This is a genomic window from Salmonella sp. 32020114201800008SM (assembly GCF_017572025.1).
GTDB classification, from domain to species: Bacteria; Pseudomonadota; Gammaproteobacteria; order Enterobacterales; family Enterobacteriaceae; genus Salmonella; species Salmonella enterica.
Genome location: NZ_JAGEQM010000001.1, coordinates 1,123,379 through 1,137,653 on the forward strand (window position 1 = coordinate 1,123,379; position 14,275 = coordinate 1,137,653).

Below are 14,275 nucleotides of genomic sequence, written 5' to 3' on the forward strand. Positions count from 1 at the left end.
TTATTCTCCTAATTTTCCGCACAGTCGAATACACAACCGCCAGCAAATGGTATCAAGGCGGCAAATGAATACCACCAACACAGAAACAATTTGAATGAGAAAGCGTATTGTCATACAAAGCGCTATGCTTAACGCTGATATTTTGTCCCACCACAAGGAGTGGAGAATGTCTTCCATAACAATGACTGATAATAAAACGTTCCTGAATGAGCTGGCCCGCCTGGTAGGCCATTCTCACCTGCTGACAGACCCCGCCAAAACCGCCCGCTATCGCAAGGGTTTCCGTTCCGGTCAGGGCGACGCGCTGGCCGTTGTTTTCCCGGGTTCATTACTCGAACTGTGGCGTGTGCTCAACGCCTGCGTTAACGCTGACAAAATTATTCTGATGCAGGCCGCCAACACCGGTCTGACGGAAGGCTCCACGCCGAACGGCAACGACTACGATCGCGATATTGTGATTATCAGCACCCAGCGGCTGGATAAGCTGCACTTACTGGATAACGGCCAACAGGTTCTGGCCTGGCCCGGTACGACGCTCTATGCGCTGGAAAAAGCGCTTAAACCGCTGGGCCGTGAACCGCACTCGGTGATTGGTTCGTCGTGCATCGGCGCGTCGGTCATCGGCGGTATCTGTAATAACTCCGGCGGCTCGCTGGTGCAGCGCGGCCCGGCCTATACCGAGATGTCGCTCTTTGCCCGTATTGACGACCAAGGCAAACTGCAACTGGTCAATCATCTGGGTATCGATCTTGGGCATACGCCGGAGCAGATCCTGAGCAAGCTGGATGATGAACGGATTAAAGATGAGGATGTGCGTCACGATGGTCGTCATGCGCACGATCACGACTACGTGACGCGGGTACGAGATATCAACGCCGATACGCCCGCCCGCTATAACGCCGACCCGGACCGTTTGTTTGAATCTTCCGGCTGCGCCGGAAAACTGGCGGTTTTTGCCGTTCGCCTTGATACCTTTGCAGCGGAAAAAAATCAGCAGGTTTTTTATATCGGCACCAATCAGCCCGCGGTACTGACTGAAATCCGTCGGCATATTCTGGCGAACTTCGTCAATCTGCCAGTGGCGGGAGAATATATGCATCGCGATATCTACGATATTGCGGAGCAGTACGGTAAAGATACCTTTCTGATGATCGATAAACTCGGCACCGACAAGATGCCGTTCTTTTTCACGCTAAAAGGCCGAACCGATGCGATGCTGGAAAAAGTAAAATTTTTCCGTCCGCATTTCACCGACCGCGCGATGCAGAAATTCGGCCACCTGTTTCCCAGCCATCTGCCGCCGCGAATGAAAAACTGGCGCGATAAATATGAGCATCATCTGCTGTTAAAAATGGCGGGAGACGGCGTCGCAGAAGCGCAACGCTGGCTGAATGAATTTTTTAAATCCGCTGAGGGCGGTTTCTTCACCTGTACGCCGGAAGAAGGCAGCAAAGCCTTCCTGCACCGCTTCGCCGCTGCTGGCGCAGCGATTCGTTATCAGGCCGTACACGCTGATGAAGTGGAAGATATCCTGGCGCTGGATATCGCCCTGCGCCGCAACGATACCGACTGGTTCGAGCATCTGCCGCCGGAAATCGACAGCCAACTGGTACATAAACTCTATTACGGTCACTTTATGTGCCACGTTTTTCATCAGGACTATATCGTGAAGAAAGGCGTCGACGTCCATGCGCTGAAAGCGCAAATGCTGGAGCTGTTGCAGGCGCGCGGGGCACAATACCCGGCGGAGCACAACGTTGGACATCTGTATAAAGCGCCGGAAACGCTGACGCGTTTTTATCGGCAAAATGACCCGACCAACAGTATGAACCCCGGTATCGGCAAAACGAGTAAGCGGAAATTCTGGCAGGAAAATACGCCCGACGAAACGCATTAACACCGTGCGGTTTACCGTGAAGCCCGGCGGCGCGATGCCTGCCGGGCCTGCGGCGACTTAATCGTTCTGTGCGGTTTGCGCTCCGGCACTGGCGCTGGCTGCCGCCATTTGCGCGGCTTTTTGCTTTTTATAGCTCAGCGCGGCAGCCGGAACGGGCATGACTTTACCGGTTTCAATCCATGTACGCAGGCGGCTGGCGTCCGCAAAGTGGGTATATTTGCCGAACGCGTCCATGACCACCAGCGCGACCGGTTTGTTATTGATCACGGTACGCATCACCAGGCAATGCCCCGCCGCATTGGTAAATCCGGTTTTCGTTAACTGGATATTCCAGTTATCACGGTAGACCAAATGGTTGGTATTGCGAAACGGCAGCGTATACGCCGGATGCGAGAATGTCGCCATGTCTTCGCGCGTGGTGCTTAGCTGGCCAATCAGCGGGTATTGCTTCGTGGCAATCAGCAATTTTGTTAAATCCCGCGCGGTCGAGACGTTATGAATCGACAGCCCCGTCGGCTCAACGAAGCGGGTATGCGTCATGCCCAGCGCTTTCGCCTTCGCATTCATCGCTTTAATAAATGCGTTATAACCGCCAGGATAATAGTGCGCCAGGCTTGCCGCCGCACGGTTTTCGGATGACATCAACGCCAGCAGCAACATATTTTTGCGGCTAATTTCGCTGTTCAGGCGCACGCGGGAGTAAACCCCTTTCATTTCCGGCGTCTGGCTGATATCGACCTTCAGTATTTCATCCAGCGGCAATCGCGCGTCGAGCACGACCATCGCCGTCATTAATTTGGTTATCGAGGCAATCGGACGCACCAGATCCGGGTGGTTCGAATAGATCACTTTATTGGTGTTGAGATCAACAATCATTGCGCTACCGGAGGCAATCTCAGGTTGAGACGCCGCGGTTGTCGCTGCCGTTTTCGCCACGGCCTGCGGGGCAAAAGGTACGGCCAACATCAGAGCAAGGCTCAGGAATGAAGCTCGGAATTTCAGCATGATGAGATTTCTGATAATGATTCACGCGCGTCGTAACGCACACCGCCTGAGCTAAGATTATACTCAAGCTAGCAGTGGCATCATAGCGGCACGCCAGCGTTGCCGCTACAGAAGAATCGTCAGCAAATGCTGCATTGCTGGCTTTTGCGCCAGCCCTTTTTCTCATCAGAACAGGCGGTAGCCGTATCCCCACAGGATCACGGTGATCGCCAGTAGCACCTCCAGGACCAGCACGCCGATAGCGAGCGTCGAACTGGAGAAGCTTAATCCTTCCTCTCTATTAATGTTAAGGAAAGTCGGAATACCCAAATACAGCAAATAGCCGGTGTAAAAAAGCGCGACAGCGCCGACCAGTGCGCATAGCCATACCAGGGGATAGAGCGCCACCAGACCACTTAAAAACAGCGGCGTCGCGACATAGCCGGCAAAAACCATACAGCGCGCAAGCGATGGCCGTTGCGGATAGTTTCGCGCCATCCACCAGATGACGCGTCCCATCACCGCGACGCCCGCCAGCATCACGCCGTAGAACAAGACCGCCAGCGCAAAAGCGGTAAACAGCGAGAGTTGTAACACGTTGCCGTCGCCAAAATTCCAGCCGATTTGCGTCGTGCCGATAAAGGCGCAGACGACGGGAATCGCCGCCATCAGCAAAACATGGTGCGTATAGTGATGCGAAACGGTTTCGTTTTCGCTTTTGATCACCTGCATTTCCCGATCGGGATGGGAAAAAAGCCCCCATACATGGTTCATACTGCCCCCTTCTGCTGCCTCAGATGCCAGTATGTTCAAGTATAATTCAGTTTCTGGTTATTTTATGAACAATGGCAAAATAGTCTCCGGCAAAACGTCGGCTTTGCCGCGCACGCCTCTTGCCAGGGTGTATGCTTAATGCCGGAGGTGGTTTACGCATGGATATCAACACGCTTATTACGCATTATGGCTATGCGGCGCTGGTTATCGGCAGTATGGCCGAAGGTGAAACCGTTACCCTGTTGGGGGGCGTCGCGGCGCATCAGGGATTGCTCAAGTTTCCGCTGGTGGCGGCGGCCGTCGCGCTGGGAGGGATGATGGGCGATCAGCTACTTTACCTGTTAGGACGATGCTATGGCGGGAAGATCCTGCGTCGTTTCCCCCGTTATCATACGAAGATTCGTCGCGCGCAGAAAATGATCCAACGCCATCCGTATCTGTTTGTGATCGGCACGCGTTTTATGTATGGCTTCCGGGTGGTTGGCCCGCTGCTGATTGGCGCCAGCCGCCTGCCGCCTAAAATTTTTCTGCCGCTGAATATTGTAGGCGCGCTGATCTGGGCGCTGCTGTTTACCACGCTGGGATATCTTGGCGGCGAGGTGATCGCGCCATGGCTGCACGACCTCGATCAGCATCTCAGGCACGGGGTCTGGCTGATTCTGGCCATCGTCCTGGTGGTGGGCGTGCGCTGGTGGCTGAAAAGACGCGGCAAAGCGGAGGCCCGTTAAACCCGATGGTATCCGGATGGCATAACGCCGCCATCCGGCACCCGGCGTTTATTTTGCGTTGAATTGCGGATTCGCCAGCATAAACCCGCCGTCGACAATCAGCGACTGACCGGTGGTGTAGCTTGCTCCTTCCGAACACAGCCAGGCGACGAGGCTGGCTATTTCATGCGTAGAACCTGGTCGGGCGATAGGGATTGAGGGTTCCGATCCCGGCTCAATGTCGCTGTCATCCATATCATTCATCGGCGTGGCGATAGCGCCTGGCGCGACGGCGTTGACCAAAATATGATGCTCAATCAGTTCCAGCGCCATGGATTTAGTCAATCCGCCCAGCGCATGTTTCGCCGCGGTATAGGCGCTGGCTTGCGGAAGCGGCGTATGCTCATGGACGGAGGTGATGTTGATAATGCGCCCTCCCTCTCCTTGTTTAATCATATGCCGGGCGGCGATCTGCGCGCAGAGAAACGCGCCGTCGACATCCACGGTAAAAATTTGCCGCCACTGCGTAAACGGCATATCAATAAACGCGGATTTGGTCATCGCCCCGGCATTATTGACCAGCACGTCAACGCGCCCCAGGCGCTGGATAAGATGTTCAATGGCCTGCGCGCCCTCGGGTAACTGGCTCAGGTCAAGATGAATGGTCTCTGCCCGCACACCAAACTGCGCCGCTTTTTTTGCCGTCTCCTGCGCGCCGCGTTCATCGGAATGCCAGGTGATACCAATATCAAAACCGTTTTGTGCTAATAACAACGCACACGCTTTGCCAATTCCCGAATCTGATGCCGTTACAATTGCGACTTTGGTCATATTCCTCTCCGGATGAATCATACACAGCCTAAGTATAGGAACCCTGTCTGAATCATCCGGAAAAATCAGGAATGATAACCGCCGCCCAGCGCGCTGGTAAGCTGAATAGAGGCATCCAGCCACTGGCCCTGCAACAGCAAGCCGTTACACTGCTCGCGCAGTGCCGGGATTTTGGCCTCGCTCACGCGGGAACCCGCAATAATACCGGCATTAAAGCGCGCTTGCGCCAGACCGACCACACGCTGCGCGTCATGCTCAATCTGCTGCTGATGCTGATTTTTCTGCGCCAGCGTCTCTACCTGACTGGCGGCGCGCGCCACATCATTAACCGCATCTACCACCGCTTTGTTGTAGTTGGCGATAGAAAGGTTGCTTTGCGCTTTGGCGATATCGAGGTTGGCATTCAGCCTGCCGCTGTCGAAAATCGGCAGCGTCAGCCCGCCGGTAATGCCATATTGCTGTGCGGAATGGCGGAACAGATCGCTCAGATGTAACGCATCCTGCTGTAAAAAAGCCATCAGATTGATATCGGGATAAAACGCGGCCTTCGCGGCGTCAATGCTGCTCAACGAGGATTCAATGTACCAGTGCGCGGCCTGTAGATCCGCCCGGCGCGCCAGCAGCGAATACCCCAGTTGCGATGGTAACCGGCTTTCAACGGCGGGGAGACTCACCTGACGCAGCTTGAGCGCCGCCGATTGCGTATTGGTTAACGCGCTGAGCCGCGCTTCAATAACCTTCATTTTACCGTTAACGTCATTCAACTGCTGCTGGGTTTTGCTGGCGTCGATATCGGTCTCGACCCCTTCAACAGAAGAAGTAATGCCGTGTTGATACAGCTCCCGGTTTACCGTCACCACGTTTTGCTGCTCATGCTCGATTTGCATCAGCACATTTTTCAGCGCCGCCTGCGTCTGCCACTCCCAGTAGAGTCGCGCCACGCCGCTTGCCAGCAGTTGTCGGGTCTGCTCCTGCTCCGCTTCGCGCGCTTTGACCGCCCCGATCCGCGCGGTAACTTCAGCGCGGTTTTTCCCCCATAAATCCAGATCCCAGCCCGCCGTCAGGCCGAATGTACCGTTGGTATACCACGGCCCGGTCGTTCCCGCCGCGGGGTCGGTAATCGCGAATGGCCCCATAAGCCCTTCCGCGGACATTCGCTGGCGCTCAATGTCGGCAGAAAAGTCGAGCTGCGGGCCGTCCTGCGCCTCAACCGCTTTCGCCTGCGCTTCCGCCAGTTGAATACGCTGTTCAGCCACCTGCATATCCGGCGAATGCTGTATGGCATTATCAATCAGCGCGTCAAGCTGCGCATCGTGATACGCCTTCCACCACTGGCTATCCGGCCAACCGTTTTTCAATGCCGCCGGCAGGCTGGAATCAACATGAGAAGAGGGCGTCTGCTGGGTCAGCGACTGGCGGGTATCGTGCATAGGGGCGCAGCCCGCCAGCAAAATAAAAAGCGGTAAGCTCGCTGTCGCGGCAAGGAAAGAATTACGATTCATGGAGGTGTTCTGATAAAAAAAGGTGCGCAGAGAGTACGTCTTACGGCGAACTATTTTTTAGTTACGCGTGGCAATACATCATCAGACAACAAAAGACATATTTTGAAATTTATATGATTAGCAAATAATTTCATCTGATACATTTTTTGATGTAATACTTCAATGAAAAGTCCCACTAACCCGTTCATAAATGAACGATTTTGCTGCAATACGCGCCAGCAGCCTTCATGAGTTAAACGTCGCCGCGCCCAACAAAGCAGCAGATGGCTTAATACTTTCCTATACTTTGTTTGTATTTACCAATAAAGGGACAAACAATGAAAATTCTTCTATGGGCAATCTTAATTATTTTTCTGATTGGGCTGTTGGTGGTAACGGGCGTGTTTAAGATGATTTTCTGATTCCTGCGCCGGGCAGCGATAGTATCTGCCCGGCACACGTTCTGGACGCTGTAGAGATTAGATTTTAATAGCCTGAATCACCCGCGCAATCTCGGACGAACGGTTTAACGCCCGAATCGACTGAAAAAGTTCTATCGCCTCAATATATTCCTTACGTAAATATCCCAACCACTGTTTAATACGCGCGACATGGTATAAACCGGTATCGCCCTGCTTTTCCAGTCGGGTATATTTTTGTAATAACGTCACCACTTCCGGCCACGGCATACGCGGTTCGTTATACTTCACCACCCGACTCAGGTTAGGAATATTTAACGCCCCACGGCCAATCATCACCGCATCGCAGCCGCTGGTCGCCATACATGCCTGCGCGCTCTGCCAGTCCCAGATTTCGCCATTCGCGATAACCGGAATAGTCAAACGCTGGCGTATTTCGCCGATCGCCTGCCAGTCGATATGCTCGGCGCGGTAGCCCTGCGCTTTGGTACGACCATGCACCACCAGTTCACTGGCGCCGGCCTGCTGCACCGCATCGGCGATTTCAAATTTTCTATCGCCGCTATCCCAGCCGAGACGCACTTTTACCGTCACCGGCAGATGCGACGGTACCGCGGCCCGCATCGCTTTCGCGCCCTGATAGATGAGTTCGGGATCTTTGAGCAATGTCGCGCCGCCGCCGCTGCCGTTCACCACTTTTGACGGACAGCCGCAGTTCAGGTCCACGCCATACGATCCCAACGCCGTCGCCCGCGCGGCGTTTTCCGCCAGCCACTGCGGATGCTGACCCAGAAGCTGAATACGCACCGGCGTGCCGGACGGCGTGCGGCTGGCGTGATGCAACTCCGGGCAGATGCGATGAAACACTTTTACCGGCAGCAGCTGATCCACCACGCGCACAAATTCGGTGATGCAGAGATCGTAATCATTCACTTCGGTCAGCAGCTCGCGCACTAACGCGTCGAGCACGCCTTCCATCGGCGCCAGTAAAACACGCATATCGGTATCCACAGCAAAAAAAGAGGCGCTATCATAACGCCTCTCTGCGATGAGCAAAACTTTTTGCCGGGTGGCGGCGCAAACGCCACGCTACGTCACGTAAAGTGCTCAACGCGGCTCAAGACAGTTATCTTCTTTCCAGCCGTACAGCCATTCGATACCGCGATAAAACGCCTCCTGCGATTTCCCTTTCCACAACAGATTACGCACCTGACGCTCCACCCCGGCGGCGTGATAGAGACGCCCCATCTCGCGGGTAGACCAGACGATACGCGCCGTGCGGGGAATACGCACCGACTCATACAGCGCAAATGCCTGCTGCGCGTCGCCGTCGCAGCGTTCCAGCGCTTTGCCTAGCGTGACGGCGTCTTCCAGCGCCATACAGGCGCCCTGGGCCATATATTGCGCCACCGGATGCGCGGCGTCGCCCACCAGAGTGATACGCTCGGTTCCCCATTTCGCGACCGGCTCACGATCGGCGGTCGACCAGCGACGCCAGGAGGTCGGCTTATCCAGCATCTGACGCGGGCGGGGATGAATGCCGGCAAAATAAGAGAGCACCTCTTCTTTACTGCCGTCTTTCACGCCCCACTCTTCTTGCTGGCGGCTGTGGAATGTCACCACCAGATTGTACTGTTGACCTCCACGGAGCGGATAATGGACCAGGTGACAATGCGGGCCTGCCCATAGCACCGGTGCGTTAATACGTAAATCGTCCGGCATATCGTCGCAATCAATCACCGCCCGATAAACTACATGCCCCGTTACGCGCGGCGCATCGCCGAGTAAACTTTGCCGCACGACCGATTTAACGCCGTCGCAGCCCACGAGAATATCCGCCGTCCAGCTATTTCCCTGCTCATCAAACACCGTAACGTCATCCGGCGTCTGGCGGATATCGACAATATGGGTCGAGGTACGATACTCCACGCCAGGGTGCGTCAGCACCGCTTCCCATACCGTTGCATGAATATCTACCCGGTGAATTACCGCATACGGCCCGCCAAAATGGTCGCGGAACGCCTGTCCGGTTTCAATGCATACCACTTCTTCGGCATTCACGGCATCCATCATGGTAATGTGATCGGTAAACACCGCACGCTGGCGGGCAACATCGCCCACACCGAGACTATCCAGCGCCGAAAAAGCGTTCGGCCCAAGCTGAATACCCGCGCCAATCTCGCCAATTTCGTGCGCTTTTTCCAACAGCATGACTTTTATTCCCTGGCGCGCCAGCGACAGCGCGGTCGCCGCGCCGCCGATTCCGCCACCTACAATAATTGCGCTTGTCACGTGAGTCATGGTCATTCTCCTTTTCAGGCCGGGATTTTATCTTGTTGATTTTCCGGCGCGGCGGCAATAAACGCCGGTAGCTGTACGCAGGCGTCATAAACGGCTTTACAGCGCGGATAGCCTGATAAATCGCAGCCCATCCTGAGCGCATTCGCCCACTGAGGAATCAGGCAGCAGTCCGCAAGGCCTGGCGCGTCGCCCACGCAGAATCGTCCGGACTGACTTTTACGCAATAGCTGCTCTACCGCGCTTAACCCTTGTTGTATCCAGTGGGCGTACCAGCGTTTTTTATCCTCTTCTCTAACCTTCAGCTCATCGGTCAGGTAGCGCAACACGCGCATGTTATTGATTGGGTGTATATCGCAGGCGATAGCGTAGACAATTTCCAGCGCCTGGCTGCGCGCCGGGTCGCTCGTCGGCAGCAGCGGCGTTTGCGGAAAATGTCGGTCCAGCCAGTCGACGATGGCCAGCGATTGCCCCAACGATTCGCCGTCATCAGTGACCAGCGTCGGCACCAGGCCTACCGGATTCATCCGTCGGTAGGCCAGCGCATTCTGCTGGCCGATACGAATATTGACGCCCACCGTCTGGTAATCAATCCCCTTTAACGCCAGCGCAATACGTACACGATAAGACGCCGAACTATTAAAGAAACTGTACAGCTTCATCGTTCACCTCAGACAATTTTCACAGCAATCGGCGTCAGACCTTCTACGTTCCCGGTGATGACATCCCCTTTCACCACGGCGCCCACCCCCTCTGGCGTACCGGTGAAAATCAAATCGCCTGGCTGCAATTCAAAAAAGCCGGACAAATAGCTGATGGTTTCATTCACCGACCAAATCAGGTGACGAATATCGCTGCGCTGATGGTCTTCGCCGTTAACCTGTAGCCAAATAGGGGCGTTATCCACATTATGCGTTTCAGCGGCTTTGTGTAATGGCGCAATGGGCGCGGAGAGATCGAACGCTTTGCCGATTTCCCACGGGCGTCCCATCTGACGCATTTCCATCTGACGATCGCGACGCGTCATGTCCAGACCGGTGGCGTATCCCCAGACATATTCATGGGCTTTTTCCAGCGGAATATCGCTCCCTTTTTTACCAATCGCCACCACCAGCTCAATTTCATAATGGTAGTTATCGGTCTGCGCCGGATACGGCAGTTCCAGGGTATCCCCCGCCGCTACCGGGACGACAGCGTCCGCTGGTTTACAAAAGAAGAACGGCGGTTCGCGATCGGGATCAAAGCCCATTTCACGGGCATGGGCGGCATAGTTGCGACCCACGCAGTAAACGCGACGTACCGGAAACTGCTCATCACTGCCCGCCACGGGTACTGTCACCGGGGCCTGCGGCTGGAATACATATTTGGTCATGTTCTCTCTCCCTAATTAATAACGTGCTTCGCGGAACAGCCCCAGGGCTTCCTGAACCGGCTTGTCCGAAAAGCTGAATAACACCGTGTCTTCGCTGCTGCGAAACGACACCTCATGCCAGGTCGGCGCCACAAAAATGTCTTTTGCGGAAAAATGAAAAGTTTCGTTGCCGATAGTGACCTGCCCTGCCCCTTCAACGACGTGGTAGATAGTGCTGTCGGTGCTCCGCGCCACACGCGAGGCAAAGCCTTTTGGCAGCAGTTGCAGGAACGCGCCCATCGACGGCATCGGATAACCGCCGGTGACGGGATTAACGTAACGCAGCTTGTAGCCTTCCCACTCATCCGGATCGCCCATACGGGTCAGATCGTGCAGCGCCTCGCGACTGCGGTCGTAACGGTAGTTGAAAATCGGCGACGAGTTCCCGCGCTGGTGGCGCAGCGGCAGCATATTCGCTGCATAGCGCGGCAGATAATCGCCCTCTTTTCGCGTCACCGGCTGCTGATCTTCGGGATAGTCTTCCGCAAACCCACAGCCCAGGAGGTTGACTAACGGCAGATCCAGACCATCCAGCCATACCACCGGCTCTGATCCCGGATTACCATGATCGTGCCAGCGCCACTGCGGCGTCAGGATAAAATCGCCGGTATGCATTGGCGTGCGCTCGCCGTCCACCGCGGTAAATGCGCCTTTACCTTCGACGATAAAACGCAGCGCCGACTGGTTATGGCGATGACTCGGCGCGACTTCGCCGGGCAGGATCAGCTGTAAACCAGCATATAAGGTCGCCGTGATCGACGACTGACCGCGCAATGCCGGATTTTCCAGCACCAGCACCCGGCGGATCGCCTCTTTCGCGCCAATGACATTGCCGCTTTCCATCAGTAGCGGACGAATTTCCTGATAATTCCAGTAGGCCGGCGCGCAGTTGGCGTTTGGCGTCTGCGGTACCAGGTGATGTAACGATTCCCACAGCGGCGTCAGATTCTGCCCGGAAATATGCTGGTAATACTGCTGACGGCTATCTTTTACGTTCTGATTTATTTCAGACATGGAGATTCTCCTTATTCGTTTACGACGCTGGCACGCGGCAGGTCGTCAGGTACAGAAATCGAAAGGCGGACAACCACCGTCAGCAGGGTAAGCATTACCGCGCTGATAGCCGCCGGAATAGCAATGACAAAAAACAACGTATCGAAAGAGAAATTGAGGGCCATCATCATGCCGCCGGAGAGCGAACCGACAATCGCCCCGCAGCGTCCAATGGCGTTCGACCAGCTCACGCCCGTCGCCCGGCTTTGGGTGGGGTACAGCGTCGCCGTCAGAGCATTAAGCCCTACCTGGGAACCGCTAATACCGATGCCAGTACCAAAAATCGCCAGCGCCATCAGCCAAAGGCCGTTTTCGCTCAGGCCTATCATGACAATGCAAACCGCGCCCAGCGCATAGCTCACCGCCAGTACCCGGAACGGGTTAAGCCGATCCATCAACACGCCGAGTAACAGCGCGCCAAGCGTGCCGCCAACCTGGAATGCGGCAGTCACCCACGACGCCTGTTGCAGATCAATACCGCGATGGTTAAGTAACGTCGGCATCCAGCTGGAAAGCAGATAGATAATGAGCAGGCTCATAAAGAACACCACCCATAACATCAGGGTAATGACAAGCTGTCGCCCGGCAAAAAGCTGGCGAATACTGCCTTTGGCGACGGCTGCCGTCTCATGCAGAAAGAATTGCGTATCGTGATAGCGCTCGCCGGTAATGGCGCTGACCGTCCGGGCGACAACGGCTTGCGGTAGTTGGCGACGTACCTGCCAGCGGGGAGATTCCGGCAGCGCGAACAGCAGGCCGAAAAACAGCATCAAAGGCAAGATGCCGCCTAGCGCCAGAATTCCGTGCCAGCCAATCAGCGGCACCAGTTGCGCGCTCACAATCCCGCCCATCGCCGACCCCAGGGTAAAACCGCAGAACATCAGCGTGACCAGCGCTCCGCGTCGACGAGCGGGAAGGTATTCCGACGTCATGGTGATGGTATTCGGCATCGCTCCGCCCAGTCCCAGACCGGTTAAGAAGCGCAGCAACACCAGGGTTTCTATATCCGGCGAGAAAGCGGAAAGCAGGCTCAATGCGCCGAATAGCGCCACGCAAAGCTCAATGACCCGCTTGCGGCCAAAGCGATCCGCCAGCGGCCCGCATAGCAGCGCGCCGGCCGTAAGCCCCAGCAGCCCTGCGCCAAACAGCGGCGCAAGTTCGCTGGCGCTTAGCTGCCAGTGAGTACGAATATCCGGGGCGATGAAGCCAATCGCGGCGGTGTCAAAACCGTCGAGCATAACCACCAGAAAACAGCAGATGATAACGCGCCACTGCATTTTGCCGACGGGCGCGGCATCAATAAGGGCTTGTAGATCACGTCGTTGAGTCATAGCTAATGCCTCAGTGCAGGGAGATAGATGTTGTTTTTATGTTTGCTATGTTACGAGTTTGTAGAGTGAGCGATAAAATGTACAATGGCTTTTCAGGCAGAGACATAACCTGGAGGTTATAGCGAATGGCGAACTGGGCGCAGAAATTGAAATTACATCACCTGCAAACGCTGGTTGCGCTGGGCGAACAGGGCAACCTGACGCACGTCGCCCGGATGATGAATATCTCCCAGCCGGCGCTATCGAAGTGGCTATCTCAACTCGAAGATGAGATAGGCATCACGCTTTTTGAGCGCCACAGTAAAGGACTACGCCCCTCGGAAGGCGGTAAATTACTGCTCCAGCACGCCCAGCGCCTAATTAACGATCTGGAGCGTTCACAGTATGAAATCGCCCGTTTCAAGCAGGGCGGCCTGGTTGGCAGCCTGAAGATCGGCTGTTCGCCCGTGGCGACTGACTGCGTATCACAGGCGATTCTGAGCCTGCTTAACGAAATGCCGACGCTGCATCTGAATATTGAAGAGAAGGTAATGACGCCGCTGCTGCACGATTTGCTTGCCGGTCAGGTGGATGTGGTGGTAGGGCGTGTCGGCGGCCGTGCCCTGCAACTGCCGCTTAATTATCAGGTACTTTATACCGAGCCGGTCTGCTTTGTGGCGCGTCCGCACCATCCGCTGGCCGCGCGAGCGCAGATCGCCTGGAGCGATCTGGCGCACTGGCGGTGGATAGTCTGGCCAACCGGCACCCCTATTCGCATCAGTATTGATAACGCCCTCGTCGATAATGGCGTCATGCTCCCGGAAAACACCATTGAATCGGCGTCAATGAACGTCAGCACCAATTTGCTGCAAAGCAGCGATATGATCTCTATTCTTTCTTTACGGCTGGCGCAACGCTATGCCAGCCAGGGGCAACTGGCGATTTTAAACTTGCCAAAAATTGAGCAAAAAGGCAGCGTAGGGATGTTCTGGCGTAAGAATGAGACGCCGTCTTTGGCCCTGAGTCGCTTTTTGTATTTTTTAGCCCAGGTTTAGCGCCGCCGACCAGGGGCATTGCCCGATGTTCCTGCTGTCTATACCCACTATGCTA

General features: G+C 55.4%; 14 protein-coding genes. 4 read left to right on the forward strand and 10 right to left on the reverse strand.

The window, feature by feature from the left end:
• The first annotated feature begins 166 nt into the window (after positions 1-166).
• The gene (gene dld / locus J4613_RS05710) at positions 167-1,897 is read left to right on the forward strand and encodes a D-lactate dehydrogenase (RefSeq protein ID WP_000095233.1); all 1,731 of its coding nucleotides are present in this window, start codon (positions 167-169) and stop codon (positions 1,895-1,897) included.
• Between the two features lie 57 nt (positions 1,898-1,954).
• Here the strand turns inward: dld and pbpG are convergent, their stop codons facing one another.
• Together pbpG and J4613_RS05720 are read right to left on the reverse strand one after the other, a co-directional pair.
• Positions 1,955-2,902, reverse strand: a complete 948-nt coding sequence (gene pbpG / locus J4613_RS05715) for a D-alanyl-D-alanine endopeptidase (protein ID WP_000911555.1) — start codon at positions 2,900-2,902, stop codon at positions 1,955-1,957.
• 165 nt (positions 2,903-3,067) lie between these two features.
• On the reverse strand, positions 3,068-3,655 hold the full coding sequence (locus J4613_RS05720) for a Yip1 family protein (RefSeq protein WP_001017057.1): 588 nt from the start codon (positions 3,653-3,655) through the stop codon (positions 3,068-3,070).
• 158 nt (positions 3,656-3,813) lie between these two features.
• On the opposite strand from J4613_RS05720, the gene J4613_RS05725 reads away from it, so the two are divergent.
• Positions 3,814-4,383, forward strand: a complete 570-nt coding sequence (locus tag J4613_RS05725) for a DedA family protein (protein ID WP_001523476.1) — start codon at positions 3,814-3,816, stop codon at positions 4,381-4,383.
• 48 nt (positions 4,384-4,431) lie between these two features.
• On the opposite strand, the gene J4613_RS05730 is transcribed toward J4613_RS05725, so the two are convergent.
• Both J4613_RS05730 and mdtQ read right to left on the reverse strand, forming a co-directional pair.
• Positions 4,432-5,193 (reverse strand): SDR family oxidoreductase, encoded by a 762-nt coding sequence (locus J4613_RS05730; RefSeq protein ID WP_000169608.1) that lies wholly within the window; start codon positions 5,191-5,193, stop codon positions 4,432-4,434.
• A gap of 65 nt (positions 5,194-5,258) precedes the next feature.
• Entirely contained in the window at positions 5,259-6,695 is a 1,437-nt protein-coding gene (gene mdtQ / locus J4613_RS05735) for a multidrug resistance outer membrane protein MdtQ (protein WP_001081461.1), read from the reverse strand.
• Positions 6,696-7,012: 317 nt separating this feature from the next.
• Here mdtQ and yohP point away from each other — a divergent pair, with 317 nt between their 5' ends.
• Positions 7,013-7,096 carry a small membrane protein YohP gene (gene yohP, locus J4613_RS05740; protein ID WP_000698460.1) on the forward strand — a complete coding sequence of 28 codons (84 nt, stop codon included), beginning with the start codon at positions 7,013-7,015 and terminating at the stop codon, positions 7,094-7,096.
• 57 nt (positions 7,097-7,153) lie between these two features.
• Here yohP and dusC read toward each other — a convergent pair whose 3' ends face one another.
• From dusC to J4613_RS05770, 6 genes are all read right to left on the reverse strand, one after another.
• Positions 7,154-8,092: a tRNA dihydrouridine(16) synthase DusC gene (dusC, locus tag J4613_RS05745; protein WP_001264838.1), complete on the reverse strand. Its 939-nt coding sequence runs from the start codon at positions 8,090-8,092 to the stop codon at positions 7,154-7,156.
• Between the two features lie 108 nt (positions 8,093-8,200).
• Complete coding sequence (locus tag J4613_RS05750) at positions 8,201-9,394, reverse strand: 3-hydroxybenzoate 6-monooxygenase (RefSeq protein ID WP_000150103.1); 1,194 nt, start codon at positions 9,392-9,394, stop codon at positions 8,201-8,203.
• Between the two features lie 14 nt (positions 9,395-9,408).
• On the reverse strand, positions 9,409-10,053 hold the full coding sequence (maiA, locus tag J4613_RS05755) for a maleylacetoacetate isomerase (RefSeq protein WP_000781182.1): 645 nt from the start codon (positions 10,051-10,053) through the stop codon (positions 9,409-9,411).
• Positions 10,054-10,061: 8 nt separating this feature from the next.
• A complete protein-coding gene (locus J4613_RS05760) occupies positions 10,062-10,763 on the reverse strand; it encodes a fumarylacetoacetate hydrolase family protein (RefSeq protein ID WP_000170621.1) in 702 nt (233 codons plus the stop codon).
• 15 nt (positions 10,764-10,778) lie between these two features.
• Complete coding sequence (gene gtdA / locus J4613_RS05765; protein ID WP_001289857.1) at positions 10,779-11,816, reverse strand: gentisate 1,2-dioxygenase; 1,038 nt, start codon at positions 11,814-11,816, stop codon at positions 10,779-10,781.
• Between the two features lie 11 nt (positions 11,817-11,827).
• The gene (locus J4613_RS05770; RefSeq protein ID WP_000194222.1) at positions 11,828-13,186 is read right to left on the reverse strand and encodes an aromatic acid/H+ symport family MFS transporter; all 1,359 of its coding nucleotides are present in this window, start codon (positions 13,184-13,186) and stop codon (positions 11,828-11,830) included.
• A gap of 125 nt (positions 13,187-13,311) precedes the next feature.
• Between J4613_RS05770 and J4613_RS05775 the strand changes: the two genes are divergently transcribed.
• Positions 13,312-14,220: a LysR substrate-binding domain-containing protein gene (locus J4613_RS05775; protein WP_000024658.1), complete on the forward strand. Its 909-nt coding sequence runs from the start codon at positions 13,312-13,314 to the stop codon at positions 14,218-14,220.
• Positions 14,221-14,275 lie beyond the last annotated feature (55 nt).